The organism is Sphingomonas gei, assembly GCF_004792685.1.
GTDB lineage: Bacteria > Pseudomonadota > Alphaproteobacteria > Sphingomonadales > Sphingomonadaceae > Sphingomonas > Sphingomonas gei.
In genome coordinates this window covers 764,849-782,748 of the sequence record NZ_SRXT01000001.1, presented here as the reverse complement: position 1 = coordinate 782,748, position 17,900 = coordinate 764,849, and the positions used below count along the sequence as shown (strand labels likewise).

At 66.4% G+C, this 17,900-nt stretch carries 14 protein-coding genes; 6 read left to right on the top strand and 8 right to left on the bottom strand.

All coding sequences use genetic code 11. From position 1 onward, the window contains the following. Window positions 1-54: 54 nt before the first annotated feature. Together E5A73_RS03485 and E5A73_RS03480 are read right to left on the bottom strand one after the other, a co-directional pair. Entirely contained in the window at window positions 55-579 is a 525-nt protein-coding gene (locus tag E5A73_RS03485) for a gamma carbonic anhydrase family protein (RefSeq protein ID WP_135962370.1), read from the bottom strand. Between the two features lie 4 nt (window positions 580-583). Further along, window positions 584-814, bottom strand: a complete 231-nt coding sequence (locus tag E5A73_RS03480; protein ID WP_135962369.1) for a hypothetical protein — start codon at window positions 812-814, stop codon at window positions 584-586. Window positions 815-1,109: 295 nt separating this feature from the next. Between E5A73_RS03480 and E5A73_RS03475 the strand changes: the two genes are divergently transcribed. Both E5A73_RS03475 and E5A73_RS03470 read left to right on the top strand, forming a co-directional pair. Further along, window positions 1,110-1,319, top strand: coding sequence for a hypothetical protein (locus E5A73_RS03475; RefSeq protein WP_135962368.1), 210 nt, complete (start codon window positions 1,110-1,112; stop codon window positions 1,317-1,319). Window positions 1,320-1,348: 29 nt separating this feature from the next. Beyond that, complete coding sequence (locus tag E5A73_RS03470; protein WP_240699992.1) at window positions 1,349-1,672, top strand: hypothetical protein; 324 nt, start codon at window positions 1,349-1,351, stop codon at window positions 1,670-1,672. A gap of 18 nt (window positions 1,673-1,690) precedes the next feature. Here E5A73_RS03470 and E5A73_RS03465 read toward each other — a convergent pair whose 3' ends face one another. The 4 genes from E5A73_RS03465 to E5A73_RS03450 all read right to left on the bottom strand — a co-directional run bounded on the left by E5A73_RS03465 (window position 1,691) and on the right by E5A73_RS03450 (window position 8,120). Next, window positions 1,691-2,308, bottom strand: a complete 618-nt coding sequence (locus tag E5A73_RS03465) for an energy transducer TonB (RefSeq protein ID WP_168355787.1) — start codon at window positions 2,306-2,308, stop codon at window positions 1,691-1,693. A gap of 80 nt (window positions 2,309-2,388) precedes the next feature. Beyond that, a complete protein-coding gene (locus E5A73_RS03460) occupies window positions 2,389-3,825 on the bottom strand; it encodes an efflux transporter outer membrane subunit (protein ID WP_135962366.1) in 1,437 nt (478 codons plus the stop codon). Beyond that, window positions 3,822-7,013 (bottom strand): efflux RND transporter permease subunit, encoded by a 3,192-nt coding sequence (locus E5A73_RS03455; protein ID WP_135962365.1) that lies wholly within the window; start codon window positions 7,011-7,013, stop codon window positions 3,822-3,824. Before E5A73_RS03455 ends, E5A73_RS03460 begins: the two co-directional genes overlap by 4 nt. Window positions 7,014-7,022: 9 nt before the next feature. Beyond that, complete coding sequence (locus E5A73_RS03450; protein WP_240699991.1) at window positions 7,023-8,120, bottom strand: efflux RND transporter periplasmic adaptor subunit; 1,098 nt, start codon at window positions 8,118-8,120, stop codon at window positions 7,023-7,025. 289 nt (window positions 8,121-8,409) lie between these two features. Here E5A73_RS03450 and E5A73_RS21185 point away from each other — a divergent pair, with 289 nt between their 5' ends. After that, window positions 8,410-8,811: a hypothetical protein gene (locus E5A73_RS21185; protein ID WP_168355748.1), complete on the top strand. Its 402-nt coding sequence runs from the start codon at window positions 8,410-8,412 to the stop codon at window positions 8,809-8,811. Window positions 8,812-8,842: 31 nt separating this feature from the next. On the opposite strand, the gene E5A73_RS03445 is transcribed toward E5A73_RS21185, so the two are convergent. Both E5A73_RS03445 and E5A73_RS03440 read right to left on the bottom strand, forming a co-directional pair. After that, window positions 8,843-9,637: an IclR family transcriptional regulator gene (locus tag E5A73_RS03445; protein ID WP_135962363.1), complete on the bottom strand. Its 795-nt coding sequence runs from the start codon at window positions 9,635-9,637 to the stop codon at window positions 8,843-8,845. Further along, window positions 9,634-10,647, bottom strand: coding sequence for a LacI family DNA-binding transcriptional regulator (locus E5A73_RS03440; RefSeq protein WP_135962362.1), 1,014 nt, complete (start codon window positions 10,645-10,647; stop codon window positions 9,634-9,636). The genes E5A73_RS03445 and E5A73_RS03440 overlap by 4 nt, the downstream gene beginning before the upstream one ends. Before the next feature lie 146 nt (window positions 10,648-10,793). Here E5A73_RS03440 and E5A73_RS03435 point away from each other — a divergent pair, with 146 nt between their 5' ends. The 3 genes from E5A73_RS03435 to E5A73_RS03425 all read left to right on the top strand — a co-directional run bounded on the left by E5A73_RS03435 (window position 10,794) and on the right by E5A73_RS03425 (window position 17,890). Beyond that, complete coding sequence (locus tag E5A73_RS03435) at window positions 10,794-12,224, top strand: MFS transporter (RefSeq protein ID WP_135962543.1); 1,431 nt, start codon at window positions 10,794-10,796, stop codon at window positions 12,222-12,224. A gap of 171 nt (window positions 12,225-12,395) precedes the next feature. Beyond that, window positions 12,396-15,800: a TonB-dependent receptor gene (locus E5A73_RS03430; RefSeq protein WP_135962361.1), complete on the top strand. Its 3,405-nt coding sequence runs from the start codon at window positions 12,396-12,398 to the stop codon at window positions 15,798-15,800. A gap of 74 nt (window positions 15,801-15,874) precedes the next feature. Next, on the top strand, window positions 15,875-17,890 hold the full coding sequence (locus tag E5A73_RS03425) for a glycoside hydrolase family 97 protein (RefSeq protein ID WP_135962360.1): 2,016 nt from the start codon (window positions 15,875-15,877) through the stop codon (window positions 17,888-17,890). The last annotated feature ends 10 nt before the right edge of the window (window positions 17,891-17,900 follow it).

Genomic DNA, 17,900 nt, shown 5'->3' with positions numbered 1-17,900 from the left:
CCGGATTGGCTGTCCATGCCGGTGTTTGCGACGCTACGGCATGGCCGACCGAAATCAGTCGACTCGGCGCAGACCCTGGGCATATTCGCGCTGCTTGGCGGCATAGAGCGCGGCCGATGCCTTGAGCATCGCCTTCTGAATCTCGTCGAGCGGGCGGATTGCCTTGGCCGGAGAGCCGACGATCAAATGGCCCGGCGGGAACGTCTTGCCCTCGGTGATCAGCGCGCCGGCGCCGATCAGGCAATCCTCGGCGATCACCGCGCGGTTGAGGATGACGACGCCCATGCCGACGAGCACGCGATCACCGATCGTGCAGCCATGGAGGATGGCGTGGTGGCCGACGGTGACGTCTTCGCCCAGCGTGCAGGGCGTGCCCGGATCCGAGTGCAAAGTCGCGCCGTCCTGGACGTTGGTGCGCGCGCCGATCAGGATCGGGGTGTTGTCCGCACGGATCACCGCGCCGAACCACACGCTGGCAAGCTCGGCGAGCCGGACGTCGCCGATCAGGTCGGCACTGGGTGCGACCCAGGCGTCGGGCGCTATGACCGGCTGATGGCCGCCCAGTTGGTAGAGCGGCATGCCTTCAGAAGATCGGCGTGTCGAAGCCGGCGGGGACGGGCATGTGCAGCCCCAGCAGGAATGCGAGGGCGACTGCACCGAACAGGATCGCCAGCGTCGAGGAAAGCGAGAACAGACCCCAGCCGACGAGGGTCACCATCTGCGGGTCCGGCCGCTGCTCGCGTTGGTTGCGCTGCATCGTGAACAGCACGAACATCGCCACCATCGCGTAAAGTGAGATGAGAAACTCGGTCATATCCTCTAACTCCGCCTCCGCCTGTTCGCCGACGTCAGGGTTAGCCGGACGCAGTTAACGCTTCAATCCGGGGATTCTGCGGATCGCCGCGCTGCAGCAAGGATTGATCGCGATCCCCGCCTGAACAAGTCGCGCAGCCGCCGGCGCAATGTGGCAGGGCAGCGCCACGCTGGCGATAACCGCGCCCGCACTGGTAAATGCGGGCGCGCACCCCATATCCAGGGCATCGCGCCACCGTATTTGAGCAAGGCGCGGCTGAGAGATGCCTGTGCTCCCGCTCCGACGGGAGATTCGCGTGTCGCGTGCACTTAATATCGATGCCGACACTGCCACGGTCATCGCAATGGCCGCCAAGCATGCGGCCGCGATCAGCGCGATCGAGCCTCTGCACCCGCGCGGCACGCGGGTGGTGCTGATGAATATCGACGGTGCCAACGTGCTCGCCAAAGCCTTTGGCAAGCGCGTACTGACGGGTCCGGTAACGCGCACCCGGCTGCGGCCCTGACGCTTCGCGGGCGCACCGGAACAGCCAACGTGCACGGGAGTTCTCTCCAGAGCGGATCCGGCAGTCGCGCACGCCTCCATCTATGGAAGGACTTCCTTATTCCCCCATCATCGATCCTGTGCCGCGCGCAGGAGGCTCTCCAGCGTGCCCGCGCCGCCGCTTCGACGCTCGACAGCGTTCGCATCCAGGCCGAAGCCGCCGCTGCCGCATGGGCAAAGGAAGCGGTTGCCGCCGAGCATCGAGAACGGCGGAAATTGCGCGCCGCTGCGACGAACGACGCGCAACGCGCGCACGCCGGACAGGAAGAACGCGGCTTCAGCGAAAATCCCGACCGCGGGCTCGCCAGCGCCTGACCGTATTCGGCCCGGCGTTCAGTTTGCCTGCCCGGCAACGAGCGTTGCCTTGACGTAGCGAACTGCTGCAACCGAAGTCCCCTGCGATCCGCTCTTCGGCGCCTTGATCGAAAAGGTGCGGGCGGCATAGTCGCAGGCCGTGCGATCCGCGGCGGGACTGCCGCTCGAGGCGAGGACCGCGCAGTCCCTGGGTGAACCTGCGCCATAGAAGACGATCTGCACTTCCGCGGGGCGATCATAGCCCTTCGGAAGCGCCGGGACCTGCAGCACCGCGTCGACCGAAGTGCGCGGCTGATGCTCCTTTTCCAGACCCCACGGAGTCGACAGCCGATATTCGCCGGCTACCGCGCGGCCGTTGGCATCGATTGCCGGTGCGAAATGCGCGCGCCGGCTGAGCAAATTGCAGGTCTGCGCGTCCAGCAGCTTCGACAGGCTGGTCTCGGTGACCTGGCATTGCGTCACCGTGCCGTCGGCCGATACCTGGAGGAGCACGGAGACGATCCCTGCCTCGCCGCGGCGGATCGCTTCCATCGGATAGTCGGCATAGGTGATCGCCGGCTGGGGATCGACGAGCCGGGGCGGCTGGGCGGCAGCGAGGGATGCGGCTTGCAGCGCTGCGAGCAACAGAGTGAGCATCATCGGCCTCCCTCGAAAATGAGGACGCCAACATGACTCAGAGCGACGCAACAGGCAATGCGGCAGACGCGCCGCCCCCGCTAGTTGGCGACAGGCTCCCGCCGCTCGGGGGCGGGCGCGGCTTCCCAGCCGCCGCCGAGCGCATTGAACAAGGCGACCTGTGTCTCCGCCAACGTGGCGTTCGACTGCGCCAGCGTGGCGCGCGCGCTGGCGCGGTCGCGTTCGGCGTCGATCCGCTGGAGCAACGTGTCACGCCCGGCGGAGAAGCGCAGGCCAGCAATGCGCGCAGCGTTGTTCGCCGCCGCCTCGGCGCGGCGGAGCGCGACGTTGCGCTCGATTTCGCCCGAATAGCGGGCAAGTGCTTGTTCGACTTCGCGGAGCGCCGTGAGCACGGTGCCGTCGAAGCTGGCCAGCGAGCCTTCCGCGCTGGCTTCGGCCTGGCGGATGCGTGCGCGTGCCTCGCCGATATTGGGGAAGCTCCAGCTGATCAGCGGCCCGAGCGAGAAGCTGAACGCGTTGCTCTTGGTGAGCCCGTCGAGATCCTGCGAACCGAGCGAGACCGAGCCCAGCAAGCGGATCGAGGGATAGAGCGCGGCGGTGGCAACTCCGACTCGCGCAGTGTCGGCGGCGAGCGTGCGTTCGGCCTGGCGGACATCGGGACGGCGCGCCAGCAGCGCGGCGCCGTCGCCGACCGGGATCAGTCCGCTGACCTGCGGCGGCACGGTGCATTGCGCCGCGGCGGCGTCGGTCTCGGCCGGCGGGCGGCCGGTCAGGGTGGCGAGCGCATAGAGCGCGGCGCGGCGTTCGGCCTCGAATTGCGGGACCTGCGCGCGTGCATTCTCGGCGAGAACCAGCGTCTGGTCGACGTCGCGCTGGGTGCCGCGGCCGGCCTCGAGCAGCCGGCGAGTCAGGCCGAGCGTCTGCTCCTGCAGCTGGACGGTTTCGCGCGCGACGGCCGCCTGCGCGGCAAAGCCACAGGCCTGGGCATAAGTGCGCGCGGTCTCGGCGGCGATCGCGATGCGCGCGGCATCGAGCTGGGCCTGCGCCGCCGCGACATCGCCGCGTGCCGCTTCGATCGAACGAGACACGCCGCCGAATAGATCGACCTGATAGCCCGCGTCGAATCCGACCTGGAAGAAATCGAACTCCTGGGTCTGCGCGCCGGGGAAGTTGGTCGCATTGCCGCCTTGACGCTGGCGCGTGTACGATGCGCTGAGATCGGTGGTCGGCAGCCGCTGGTTGCGGGCTTCCGAAAGCAGGGCGCGGACGCGGCGCAGGTTGGCCGCGGCGACGCGGATGTCGGTGTTATGGGCAAGCGCGTCGACGACGAGGCGGTCGAGCACCGGATCGCGGAACAGATGCCACCATTCGCCCTCGGCGGCCCCAGTGGAGACCTTGGTGACACCGGGGTCGACGAAGCTCCCCGCCGCAGTCTGCGGCGTGGCGGGACGCTCATAATTCGGCCCGACGGCGCAGGCCGAGAGCAGACCGGCGGCGAGGATCGTCAGGCGCTTCATGTTGCGGGCTCCGGCGCGGGCGCGCTGTGGGGCTTGCTGCGGAAGCGTGCGCGTTGCTTTTCCGACCAGCTCGCGAGCTTGCGGACGACGACGTAGAAAGCCGGAGTGAACAGCAGGCCGAAGAACGTCACGCCGATCATCCCGAAGAACACCGCGACGCCCAGCGCTTGGCGAAGCTCGGCGGCCGCGCCGGTGGCGATCACCAGCGGCAGCACGCCGAGGATGAAGGCGATCGACGTCATGATGATCGGGCGCATGCGCTGATGTGCTGCCTGTTCGGCCGCGGCGCGCGGCTCGAGCCCTTGCTCTTCCTCGCCCTGCCGCGCGAACTCGACGATCAGAATCGCGTTCTTGGCAGCGAGGCCGATCAGCACCACGAGACCTATCTGGGTGAGGATGTTATTGTCCATGCCCATCAGATTGACGCCGACGATCGCCGCGAGCAGGCACATCGGCACGATCAGGATGACTGCCAACGGCAGCACGAGGCTCTCGTAGAGCGCGGCGAGCAGCAGGAACACGAACACCACTGCGAGACCGAAGGCGATCAGGCCGGTATTGCCCGCCTGGCGCTGCTCGAAGGCGAGCTCGGTCCATTCGAAGCCCATGCCCTTGGGCAGGGTCCGATTGGCGAGCGCTTCCATCGAATCGAGCGACTGGCCAGTCGAGAAGCCAGGCTTGGTGTCGCCCATCAGCTCAGCCGCCGGGTACAGGTTATAGCGGACCACGCGATACGGGCCGGCATCGTTCTTGAGCGCCATCACGGCGCTCATCGGCACCATCTTGCCCGACGCCGAACGCGTCTTGAGCAACTGGATGTCCGACGCATCGTCGCGATAGGCGGCGTCGGCCTGCGCCGTGACGCGGAAGGTGCGGCCGAGATAGTTGAAATCGTTGACATAGGCCGAGCCGAGATACGAGCCGAGCGTCGAATAGATATTGGAGACGGGCACGCCCATCCGCTCGGCGCGATCACGATCCACGTCGGCAGTAAGGCGCGGGGTGCCGACGTTGAACAGCGAGAAGGCGCCGGCGACGCCCTCGGCCTGGTTGGCGCCCATCATCATCGCGAACGATGCCTGCGCCAGCGCCTGATAGCCCTGGCCGCTGCGATCCTGGATCATCATCTTAAAGCCGCCGCCGGTGCCGATTCCCGGAACGGGGGGCGGCGCGATGACCATGATGTCGCCGCCCTTGATCCCCGCGAGCGCCGGATAGAGCGCCTGCTGGATCGCGTCGGCGCTCTGCTTGCGGTCGGCGTGCGGCTTGAGCGCGAAGAACACCACGCCTGCGTTCGGCGCCGTCGAGAAGCTCGCGCCGTCAAGGCCGGCGAAGCCGATCGAGGTCTGGACCCCGGGGAGCTTGAGCGATTCCCTGATCGTGTCGCGCACCACGGCGTCGGTGCGCTGGAGTGAGGAGCCGGGCGGCAGCGAGACGACGCCGATCAGATAGCCTTGATCCTGCGGCGGAATGAAACCGCTGGGAGTGACGGAGAAGCGCCAGCCGACGACGAAGATCAGCGCGACATAGACCACGCCGACGATCACCAGCATCCGCACCAGCCGTGCAGTGAGGCGGCTGTATTTCTGCGACAGCCAGCTGAAGCCGGCGTTGAACTTCCTGCCCGCGCGTCCGGGCAGCCCGAGCAGGCCCGGCCGCGGCGGCTTGTCATGCTCGGGCTTCTTGAGCACCAGCGCGCACAAAGCCGGCGACAGGGTCAGCGAGACGAAGGCCGAGAAGATCGTCGCCGAAGCGATGGTGATGGCGAACTGCTGGTAGAATGCGCCCGAAATGCCGGGAATGAACATCGTCGGCACGAACACGCCGACGAGCACCAGCGAGATCGCGATGATCGCGCCCGAGACTTCGTCCATCGTCTTGTGCGCCGCTTCGCGCGGGCCGATGTCTTCCTCTTCCATGAGACGCTCGACATTCTCGACGACGACGATCGCGTCGTCCACGACGATGCCGATCGCGAGGACCAGCCCGAACAGCGACAAGGTGTTGAGCGAATAGCCAAAGGCGAACAAAACCGCGAAGGCGCCGATCAGCGAAACCGGGATCGCTATGATCGGGATCAACGCGGTGCGCCAGCTCTGCAGGAAGACGAGCACCACGAGCACCACGAGGATCAGCGCCTCGACCAGCGTGCGCTGGACCTCGCTGATCGATTCGGAGATATATTCGGTCGGGTTGTAGTCGATCGAATATTTCATCCCCGCAGGGAAACTCTTCGACAGTTCGTTGAGCTCTGCCTTGACGGCGTCGGCGGTGGCGAGTGCGTTGGATCCGGGCATCTGGAAGATGCCCATGCCGACCGCGCGCTTGCCGCCGAGATAGCCGTTGAAGCTATAGTCCTGTGCGCCGAGCTCGATCCGCGCGACATCGCGCAGATAGGTCAGCCGGCCCTCGGTGTCGCGCTTGACGACGACCTTGCCGAATTCCTCGGGGGTGCTCAGCCGGCCCTTGGCCTGGACGCCGAGTTCGAAGGCGGGGCTGGCATTGCCGTACGGCGGCTGGCCGACCGCGCCGGCGGCGACCTGAAGGTTCTGGCCGCGGATCGCCGCCACCACTTCGTCGATCGTCATGTCGCGCGCCGCGGCAAGGCCGGGATCGATCCACACCCGCATGTTATAGTCGCGGCCGCCGAAGGCCTGCGCCTGGCCCACTCCGGGGACGCGGGCGATGCGGTCTTGCACCTGCAAGGTGACGTAGTTCGAGATATAGGGGATCTCGAGGCTGTTGTCGGGCGACGTGAAGAACACCACCATCAGGAAGTCGGGCGAGTTCTTGTTCACCGTGATGCCCAGGCGGCGGACATCCTCGGGCAAGCGCGGTTCGGCCTGCGAGACCTTGTTCTGCACCAGCACCTGCGCCTGATCGACGTCGGTGCCCTGCCGGAACGCGATCGTGATCTGCGTCTGGCCGTTGCCGGTCGACGACGAGGTCATGTAGATCATGTTCTCGACGCCGTTGATCGCCTGCTCGATCGGCGCGGCAACGGTTTCCGCCAGCGTCTCCGCGCTCGCGCCGGGATAGGTGGCGGTGACCACCACCGTCGGCGGGGCGATGCTCGGATATTGCGCGATCGGCAGCGACGGATAGGCGATCGCGCCGACGATCACGATGAGGATCGAGAGCACCGCAGCGAAGATCGGCCGGTCGATGAAGAAATGGGGGAATTTCATCGCGGCGGCCTAGCGGACCGTCGCCTGGCCCGAGGCCGGCTCCACCGTCGGGGCGGTCGGCGCGGCCTGTTTTGTCGGGTCGGCCTTGATCACGCCCTTGACCGGCGAGACCGGTGCGCCGGGCTGCAATCGCCCGACGCCGGTGATCACCACGCGGTCGGTCGGCGCCAGGCCGTCGCGGATGATGCGCAGGCCCTCCACCGTCGCGCCGACTTCCACCGGGCGCGGCGCTGCCTTGTTGTCGTTGCCGACGACATAGACCAGGCGGCGGGTCTGATCGGTGACGATCGCCTCGTCGGGGATCAGCATCGCCTTGTAGGTGCCCGAGCCGAGCAAGCGTGCTCGGCCGAACATGCCGGGGGTGAGGAATCGATTGGGGTTCTGCACCACGGCATGCGCGCGGATCGTGCCCGAATTGGGGTCGACGGCGTTGTCGAGGAATTCCATCCGCCCGACCCAGCGATATTCGCTTTCGTCGGCGAGCTGGATCTGGACCGGATTGGCCGTGGTGCGCGAGGAGCCGCGCTCGCCGCGCTGGTCCTGGCGAAGATTCTTGAGATAGAAGCTCTCGGCGCCTTCGAACTCGAACCAGATCGGGTCGAGCGAGACGATGCGGGTGAGGATCGTCTGGCCGTCGGCGACCGAATCGCCGATGCTCACCTTGCGGTCCGACATGCGGCCGCTGAACGGCGCGCGGACAGTGGTGAAGCTGAGGTTGAGCTGGGCATTGTCGATCGAAGCGCGCGCGGCGGCGAGATCGGCGGCGGCGGTACGCTCGGCGGCGATGTTCGCCTCGAGCTCTTCGGTGCTGACGGCCTGCGCGGACGCCAGCTTGCGGCTGCGCGCAGTGACCTGGCGGGCGTTCGACAGCGCCGCGTTGGCGCGGGTTGCCTGGGCCTGTGCCTGGGCGAGCGCCGCGCGATAGGGGCGCGGGTCGATCGTGAACAACGGCGCCCCCTGGCGCACGTCCTGTCCGTCGCGGAAGTGGATAGCGGTCACCACGCCGTTGACGCGGGGCCTGATCTCGACGTCCTGCGGCGCGACGAAGCGACCGGTATAATCGTCCCAGTCGACGACCTCGCGCTGGACGGGGGTGGCGACGGTCACCTGCGGCGGGGGCGGGGCAGGCGGGGCCTGTTCTCCGCTGCATCCGGCAAGTAACGACAATCCCAAAAATGACAGCGCGAGCCGCACAGGCTTCCCCTTTCTGCGGCGCAGCAAATAACGGCGCGGGCCGGGGTTGCAAGCAGATTCGTACCTATCGGTAGGAATTACGGAGGGCTTCGCAAGATGCCGATTCGACTTTTTCATGTTGCGAGGACCGGCAGAACCGACATCATTGCGAAACAAGTCATCGCTTGACACCGGCGCTTCGGACGGGCGTTGAGGCGAGGCTATGGCAAAATCAGCAACCGACCTGATGCAGGAGATCCTGTTCTCCACCGTCCTCGATTCGATCGTGGCGTTGAAGGACGCGGCGAACGGACTCCCCAACCCGCTATTGCGCGAACTCAACAGCATCCATCCGAACACGACCTTCGCCGATCTGCCGAAGGAAGTGCAGGGCGCGATCGCCACCAATGTGCGCTCGGCGTTCACGCGGTTGCTCAAGGAGGGCTATTCGGTCGCGCCGCAGGGGGCGGTCGAACCCCGTCGCGCGCCGACCACCGGAACGCCGCCCACGAATCGCCCGCGCGGCGGCGGGGGTGGCGAGCGCCGGCCGCCGCGGAATGGCGGACCGGGTCCGAAGCGCGGGCCGGGGTCGGCGCCTGGCAGCAAGCCGCCGCGCCGACCGTAGCCATATGCGCCTGCTTTCGCAGGGGCGCTGACTATTTTTCTTGCGCCTGCCCTGCATCCGCACCGCGCCAGCCCAGCCCGGCGCTGATCTCGCGCGCGGCGTGCAGGACCTGCGGCGCGATTTCGCGCATGCGCTCGTCATCGAGATACTGGACCGGGCTCGCAACGCTCAGCGCGGCGGCGATCGCGCCCGAAGCGTCGCGAATCGGGGCGGCGACCGAGCGGATCGTGTCGTCGCTGGTGCTGTGATGGAGCACTACGCCGGCTGCGACGTGCGCGCGCATCTCGTCGATCGCCGCAGCACCGTCATCCTGCTCGGGCTTGGCCAGCATGAACAGCCGCGCCCATGCCGCCGGGGTGTCGTCGAACATCAGCGCCTTACCGAGGCCGGTATCCGCCAGCGCGCGCCGCGTTCCCGGTCGCGTCGCGACTTCGATGCGCTGGCGGCCCATCGCACGATGGAGATGGAGCGCCACGTCGCCGTCGCGCGCGCCGACGAATACGCAGAGCCCGATCGCCTCGCACAGAGTGTCCGCGCCGGCGCGGGCGAGGCCGAGCATGTCGATCTGCTCGCGGGCGAGGAAGCCGAGCTGGACGAGCTTGGGCCCCAGCGCGAGTTGGCCCCTGGGCAGCTTCTTGAGGAAGCCGCGATCGATCAGCGCATGGGCCAGCCGCTGGGTGGTCGGGAAGGTCAGCTCGAGCCGGTCGGACACTTCGGCAATGCGTAGCGGCTCACCGCTCAACTGCTCGATGATGTCGAGGCCGCGCAGCAGGGTCTGGCTGCCGGCGCGCTCGCGGGGCGGCTCGGCGGGATCGGCGGCGCTCATCCGCCGCAGGACTCGCGCACAATAAGCTCGGTAGGCAACCGCTTGCTCTCCTGATGATCGTCTTTGTCCATGATCCGCGATACGAGCAGACGGCCCGCGGCGAAGGTGTCCTGCCGCACCGTGCTCAGCGTCGGCGTGCTCAGACGGCTTAGCAGCATATCGTCATAGCCGACCACCGATACATCCTGGGGCACCGATTTGCCCCCGCGTCGCAGCGCCTGCATCGCGCCGAGCGCAATCAGGTCGCTCGCCGCGACTACACCGTCGAATGGTATGTCGCGACGGAGCAGCCCGCTTACCGCGGCATCGGCCGATTCGAGCTCGAACTCGACCGGGACGATCAGATCGGGATCGGCTTGGAGCCCGCTTTCGGCAAGCGCCTCGACATAGCCGCGGCGGCGCTGCGTTGCCTCCGGGTCGCTCCCGCCGAGGAACAGGATCCGCTTGCGGCCGAGTCGCGCGAGATGCCGCGTCGCGCGCCCGCCGCCGAGCAGGTTGTCCGAGCCGATCGAGCAGTAACGCTGTCCCGGCAGCTGCGCGCCCCAGACGACGAAGCGGGCATTGGTCTCGGCGAGCCGGTTGAACTCGTCGTGCAGCGTCGACTGGCCGAGGAAAATCACGCCGTCGGCGCGGCTGGTGGTGGTGTTCGCGACCAGATCGTCGAAGCTGGTCGGTGCGGTGTGGCTGACGGTGAAGTCGCAATCGCGCTCGCGTGCCGCCTCGCCGATATTGGCGAGCAGCTCGAGGAAGAAGGGATGCGACAGCGGCAGCGGCCTTCCCCGCATCACCGGCGTGACGATCGCGATCGACCCCACTGCGCCGATCGGCCCGGCGGGCATCGTCGGCTTGAACGGATAATCGTGATCGCGCGCCAGCGCCCAGACGCGCTGCTTGGTCCGCGTGCTGATCAGCGGGTGATCGTTGAGCGCGCGCGACACCGTCGACACCGATACGCCGGCCAATGTCGCGAGATCCTGCAGGGTGGTATTGTTGTTGCTATTGCTACCCATCGGACCCAGACTGCCGGCAACGCCGAATGCGGCCATAGTAGCGCATCGTGAGGGGGACTTTGCAAGCGATCAGAAGGCGATCGGCGCGGGCCGGCGGTTCGGATCGCGTTGGCCCGATCCGTCCGGCCGTCCGGCCCCTGTGGAACATGTGCCTCGGCCTGTTCGGCGTGCAGATCGTCTGGGGCCTGCAGAACGTCAACACCAGCCGGATCTTCCAGACGCTCGGCGCCGATGTCGACGAGCTCGCCTTGCTGTGGATCGCCGCGCCGATCACCGGGCTGCTGGTACAGCCCGTGGTCGGGCATCTGAGCGACCGGACCTGGGGCCGGCTGGGGCGGCGGCGGCCCTATATCCTCGCCGGTGGGCTGTTCACTGCGCTGGCGCTGCTTGCGATGCCGAGCGTGACCACGCTCTGGTCCGCCTGCGTGATGCTGTGGGTGCTGACGGCCTCGATCAACATTGCGATGGAGCCCTTCCGCGCGCTGGTTGCCGATACCCTGCCCGAACCACAGCGCACCTCGGCCTTCGCGCTGCAAGTATTCTTCATCGGCGCGGGCGCGGTGTTCGCCTCGGCGCTGCCATGGATTCTGACCAACTGGTTCGACGTCGGGGGAGGGGCCGACACCGTGTCCGCGGCCTATGCAGTCGGCGCGGTGTTATTGCTGGTGACCGTCGGCTGGTCGGTCGCGACCACGCGAGAGCGGCCGCCCGAGGCGCTCGCTCCCGGGCCTGCGGATATCGCCCATCCCGATGTGCCGAGCGCGAGCGGCGCCGCTGCGCTGGCTTGGAGCGGGTTTGCCTGGACGCTGGGCGGAGCGGTGATCGCCGGGCTCACCGCGGCGCTCCGGGCGCCGCGCGAGCTCTACCTGATCGCCGGGATCGCCGCGGTGTTCGGGCTGCTCCAGCTGGCGGCGGTGGCGTTGCGGCGGCGCGGACGAACCTCGATCGGCATGGTCGTGATCGTCGAGGACATCCTCCACATGCCGCTGGTGCTCAAGCGGCTGGCGCTCGTTCAGTTCTTTACCTGGTTCGGCATGTTCGCATTGTGGGTCTATGCGATTCCGGCGGTCGCCGCGCTCAACCCGGCCGGCCGCGATCCCGCCTCGCCTGGCTATGGCCGCAGCGCCGATTGGGTGGGCATGTTGTTCGCCGAATATAATGCCGTCGCCGCGCTCGTCGCGCTGGTGCTTCCGGCTATAGCGAGGCGGGCAGGGCGGCGCGCCTGCCATGCTCTTTGTCTCACCTGCGGTGCGCTGGGGTTGCTCGGCTTCGCGACCTTCGCGCGCGCCGGCGATCTGTGGATACCGGCGATCGGGATCGGCATCGCGTGGGCGGCGATCCTGTCGCTGCCTTATGCGATGCTGTCGGACGGCGTCCCGGCGCGCAAGATGGGCGTGTATATGGGCATCCACAACATCTTCATCGTGCTTCCCCAGCTCGTCGCCGCCGCGACGCTCGGCGTGCTGGTGCGCGGTCCGTTCGGCGGCGCTCCCGCCGGCGCGATGACGAGCGCCGCGGTGGCGCTGGGGATCGGCGCATGTCTGGCGCTGACTATACCCAAAGCGCCATCTTCGTGATGCAACATTGCATCCATAAGTTGCGAATGGGTCGATTTTCCAGTCGCGGCTCTCTATAAAAAGCTACTTGCAACTCGTGCAAATTTACGCAATTCAATGCAACCTATAGGGGCGGCGCATAGCCGTGCCCGAAACGCATCCGCGAAAAGCGGAGCCCATGGGGAGGTTTGCATGACGGACTATCATTCGACGCGTCGGTTCCGCGCGCTGCAGGGCGGCGTTTCGTTCTGCGCGCTGATCGTGTTCGGCGCCGCATCGGCCACACACGCACAGACCGCCGATCCGGCAGCGAGCGCCGCCGAAGCGCAGGACTCCGGTGAAGACGTTGTCGTCGTCGGTGTCCGCGCCGCGCTCGATACATCGCAGAACATCAAGAAGAACTCGGACACCTTCGTCGATTCGATCACTGCGACCGACATCGGTGCTTTCCCCGACAAGTCTGCCGCGGAGGCGCTGGCGCGCGTTCCTGGGATCACCGTCAGCCGGCTGCAGTCGGCCGATGACAGCACGCACCCGTCTGGCGAGCCGACCGGCGTGCTGATCCGCGGGCTCACCCAGGTGCGCACCGAGTTCAACGGCCGCGACAGCTTCTCGGCGGATTCGGCGCGCGGGCTCCAGTTCAACGACGTCTCGCCCGAACTGCTCGCCGGCGTCGACGCCTACAAGAACCAGACCGCCGAGATGATCGAAGGCGGCATCGCCGGCACGGTCAACCTGCGTACGCGTCTGCCGTTCGATCAGAAGGGTCTACTCGTCACCGGCAATTTTCGGATGAACTATGGCGACCGCTCGGACCGCTGGACCCCTGAATTCTCGGGACTGATCAGCAACACCTTCGAGACGCCGATCGGCCGCTTCGGCCTGCTGGCCAGCTATGCCCAGAGCCATGTCGTGACGCGCACCGAAAGCGTGATCATGGACAAGATCGACACCTATTGCACCGCCGGCTTCGGTACGCCGACTGCGGGCACGGTGACCGCCGACGGCAGTATCGGCTGCACCGCCAATCCCTTCGGCGGATCGGGTTTCCGCTACGCGCCGGACGGCATCCGCTATTCGGAAGTCGACTACGACCGCAAGCGCCGCGGCATCGCGCTCGCCGCGCAATATGAGAACAACAGCGGGACCGTTCGCGCTTCGCTGCAATTCATCGACTCGCATTATCGCAACGGCTGGTTCGAGCGCGCCAGTCACACCGTGCTCGACGGCAATTATTTCGGCACGCCGGCGTTCAACCCGCGCACCTCGACCGTGCTGGGGCCGGCGGACGGCAGCGGCGCACTGGTGTTCGGCGCCAACGGCATGCTCCAGTCGGGCGTTCTGACGCAGGGACATGGCAGCTTCAACGGCACCTGGGAAAGTACCCAAGCGGCGATCAATGCCGGCTCGGCGATCCCCGGCGTGCCCTTCGTCAACAATTGCGCCGCGCCTTCGGTCTGCACCACGCTGCGCGACGGGCTGTATCTGCAGAACGAAGCGCGCAACTTCGCCCACCGCGAGGGCACGCGCGATTATTCGGCCAATTTCCAATGGGACGTGTCGGACCATCTCCACGCCAATTTCGACGCGCAATATATCGACGCGTCGACCTACAATAACGACATCCTCGTCGCCACTGGGTCGATGGCGAACTTCCAGTACAGCACCAACAAGGACGGAACCCCTCAGATCGCACTCTTGCCCGGCTCGAACGTGAATTACGCGTCGGGCGGGCTGGCCAACGCGCATAACTACTGGATCCCGTTCATCCAGGGCCATGTCGAGGACAACGACGCCAACGAACTCGCGTTGCGCGGCGACTTGGAATACGAGTTCGGTGGCGACAGCTGGTTCGATTCGATCAAGGCCGGCGTCCGCTATGCCGATCGCAAGCAGAATGTCCGCTATTCTACGTTCAACTGGACCCCGATCGCCGCGAACTGGAACTGCAACGGCCCCGGCTTCAACGCCGACAACACCACCGGCGGCGCCTATCCGACCAACACGCCCAATTGCACCGGTAACGCCGGCCACCCGAATTTCGCCGGCTATGGCGCGGGGATCTGGGAATCCTATTCGATGGGCGAACTCTATGATGGCAAGGTCTTTCCCAACGGACCGCTGGTCTTTCTCAATCGCGATACGCTCAAGGATTTCGGCAAGCTGATCACGTCGCTGGGCGGCGCGACCACCCACTCACCGATCGGATCGGGCTATACTGCGATTTGCGACCGGCCCGAGGCGACCGTCGACGACTGCTTTGCGCCCGGCGAAGTGCTGAGGGTGCAGGAACAGACCGAGGCGGCGTACCTGATGCTGCGTTTCGGCGGCGACGACAAGACGATCGGCGGCATGAGCGTGGTCGGCAATGTCGGCCTCCGCGTGGTCAAGACGCGCGAGACCAGCGAAGGCAGCCTCGCTTTCCCCGCGGCGAACATCTTCGACAATCTGCCCGCTTGCGGCACGCCGCTCAGCGGCAACAACATCGTCAATCCAAGCTGCTATCTGACGCCGGCGATACGCGCCTTCGCCAATGGCGGCTTCACCCCCGACACCTACAAAGCCTCGAGCACCCAGTGGCTGCCGAGCTTCAACGTCCGGTTCGGGCTCGACGACAAGAGCTTCATCCGGTTCGCTTATTCGCGGGCGATGTCGCGGCCCGATATCGGTTTCCTGCGCAACACCGTCGCGATGAACGCGCCGATCCTCAGCACGACCCCGGATTCGCCGTACATTGTCTACAACTCGCCGACCGCGGCGCACACCGCGGCGAACGTCACCGGCTATAATTTCGTGTTCCAGGCCAATGCCGGCAACGCCGCGCTCAAGCCGGTCACCGCCGACCAGTTCGACGTGTCGTTCGAGCATTATATGGGGCGGAGCAGCTCGCTGACGGTGACCGGCTTCTACAAGAAGCTGAACAACAGCATCAGCTTCGGCCAGTTTTCCCGAACCTTCACCAACAACGGCTCGAGCCAGACGGTGCAGATCCTCGGGCCGAACAATTCGGACGAAGGGGGCAAATTGATGGGGGTCGAGGCCGGCTTCCAGACCTTCTTCGACTTCCTGCCCGGGCCGCTCAGCGGGCTCGGTACCCAACTCAACTACACCTATGTCCACCAGTCGGACATCAACAATTCGAACCTGCTCAATGCCTCGTCCAGCGCCAATGTCGGCGCGGTTGGGGCCGGGCAACCGGCGCTGGGCGGCACCGGATCGGTGATCGACTCGCACCAGCTCGCGGGGATCTCGAAGCACACCTTCAACGCAGTGGCTTTGTACGAGAAGGGACCGATCGGCTTCCGTCTCGCCTATAATTGGCGCTCGCGCTACCTGACGCAGAATCTCGATTGCTGCATCGGGCTGCCGGTGTTCCAGAAAGCGGCGGGCTATCTCGACGGATCGCTGCGCCTGTCGGTCAACAGCTTCCTCGAGCTATCGGTCGACGCGTCGAACCTGCTCAATACCAAGAGCGTGTACCAGCAACAGGTCTTCGGCGACTCTCCGGCGACGCCGGGAGCGCGGCCGGTCTATCTCGACTCGGCATGGAGCCGAGTCGACCGCCGCTTCCAGTTCGGCGTCCGCGCCAAGTTCTGAGGTCCCTCCTTCGCGCCGCCGCACTTACCCCGGCGGCGGCGCGTTCTTTTTCGGGCCTTCGCAAAGGATATCGCATGTATTGCCGCCTTGCCGCCGTTTCGCTTGTCGTCCTCGCGCAGGGCATCGCCGCGGCCGAAGCGCGCGAATGCGCACAATCGCCCGGCAAGATGCTGGAACTCTGCGTCGACGTGCGTGACGGCAGCGCGTTGTACGAAGTCAGCCGCGGCGGCACGCAGATACTGGCGCCGGGGGAGCTCGGCTTGAGCTTCGAGGGCGAGACCGCTGCAAGGTTCACCGCGCTCACCAACCCGCGCCGCAATTCGGTCGACACCAGCTGGGAACAGCCCTGGGGCGAGCAGCGCGTGATCCGCGACCGGCACAACGAGCTGGTCGTCACCCTCGCCGGAGATACCCCGCTCAACCGCGCGGTCGAAGTCACCTTCCGCCTGTTCGATGACGGGATCGGGCTGCGCTACGGATATGCCGTCCCCGCCGGCCAGCGGGTCAAGGTGACCGCCGACCGCACCCAGTTCCGCCCGGTCGGGAAAAATCAGGCATGGTGGTATCAAGCGCTCGGGCAGGAGCGCGACGAATATCTCTATACGCAGACCGACGCGCGGCGGATCACCCTCGCCGAGACTCCGCTAACGCTGAAAGGCGATAACGGCGTCTATCTGTCCTTCCACGAAGCCGCGCTGATCGACTTTCCCAGCATGCTACTCGCCGGCAACGGCACCGGTACGCTCACAGCGTCGCTGATGCCGGCGCCCGATGGCAGCGCGGCCGAGAAGACCGGGCCATTCACTACGCCGTGGCGCACCGTACTGATCGGCGATTCACCGGCGGCGCTGGCCGACAGCCGGATCGAGCTCAACCTCAACGCGCCCAACGAGCTCGGCGACGTCTCGTGGTTCAAGCCGGGCAAATATGTCGGCATCTGGTGGGAGATGCACCTCAACCACTCGACCTGGGGCAGCGGCTATCGCCACGGCGCCAACACCGCCAATGTGAAGCGCTATATCGATTTTGCTGCGAAGAACGGCATTGGCGGGGTGCTGGTCGAGGGCTGGAACCAGGGCTGGGACGGCGACTGGATCGCGAATGGCGACAAGTTCAGCTTCACAAAGGCCTATCCTGATTTCGACGCACCGGGGCTGGCCGCTTATGCGCGCGACAAGGGCGTCAAGCTGATCGGGCATAACGAGACCGGGGGCGGAGTCGAGAATTACGAGGCGCAGCTCGAGGATGCGATGGCGATGTATGCCCGGCTCGGCGTCGACGTCGTCAAGACCGGCTATGTCCGCCACAGCGGCGAGATCGTCGATGCGGCAGGCGGCAAGCAATGGTTTGCCGGCCAGTATATGGTTCGGCACAACCTCCACGTCGCCGAAGTCGCCGCAAAGCACCGCATCGCGATCGACGCGCACGAACCGGTCAAGGACACCGGGCTGCGCCGGACCTGGCCCAACATGGTCAGCCGCGAAGGCGCGCGCGGGCAGGAATTCAACGCCTGGGGCGTGCCGACCAATCCGCCCGAGCACCTCACCATCTTGCCCTTCACCCGGATGCTCGCCGGGCCGATGGACTTCACGCCCGGGATCTTCGATCTCGCGCATGGCCAGACCGAGCTGACCCGGCGCGTCCAGTCAACGCTCGCCACGCAGCTCGCCGAATATGTCGTGCTCTATTCGCCGGTGCAGATGGCCGCCGATCTGCCCGAGAATTATGACGCGCATTCCGACGCCTTCCAGTTCATCAAGGACGTGCCGACCGACTGGGAGCAGTCACGCACGCTGCAGGCCGAGATCGGCGATTATGTCGTCGTCGCGCGGCAGGAACGCGGCGGCGAAGACTGGTATCTCGGCGCGATCACCGACGAGAATGCCCGCGCGCTGCGCCAGCCGCTGGGCTTTCTCGCAGCAGGGGTGCGCTACGAGGCGCAGATCTATGCCGATGGCCCGGGGGCCGATTACCGGACCAATCCGCAGGCCTATCGCATCGAGAAGCGCGTGGTGACCCGCGGCGACGTGCTCGACCTTACCCTGGCGGCGGGCGGAGGTACGGCTATCCGTTTCCGGCGGCTCCCCTGATGCTGTCGCG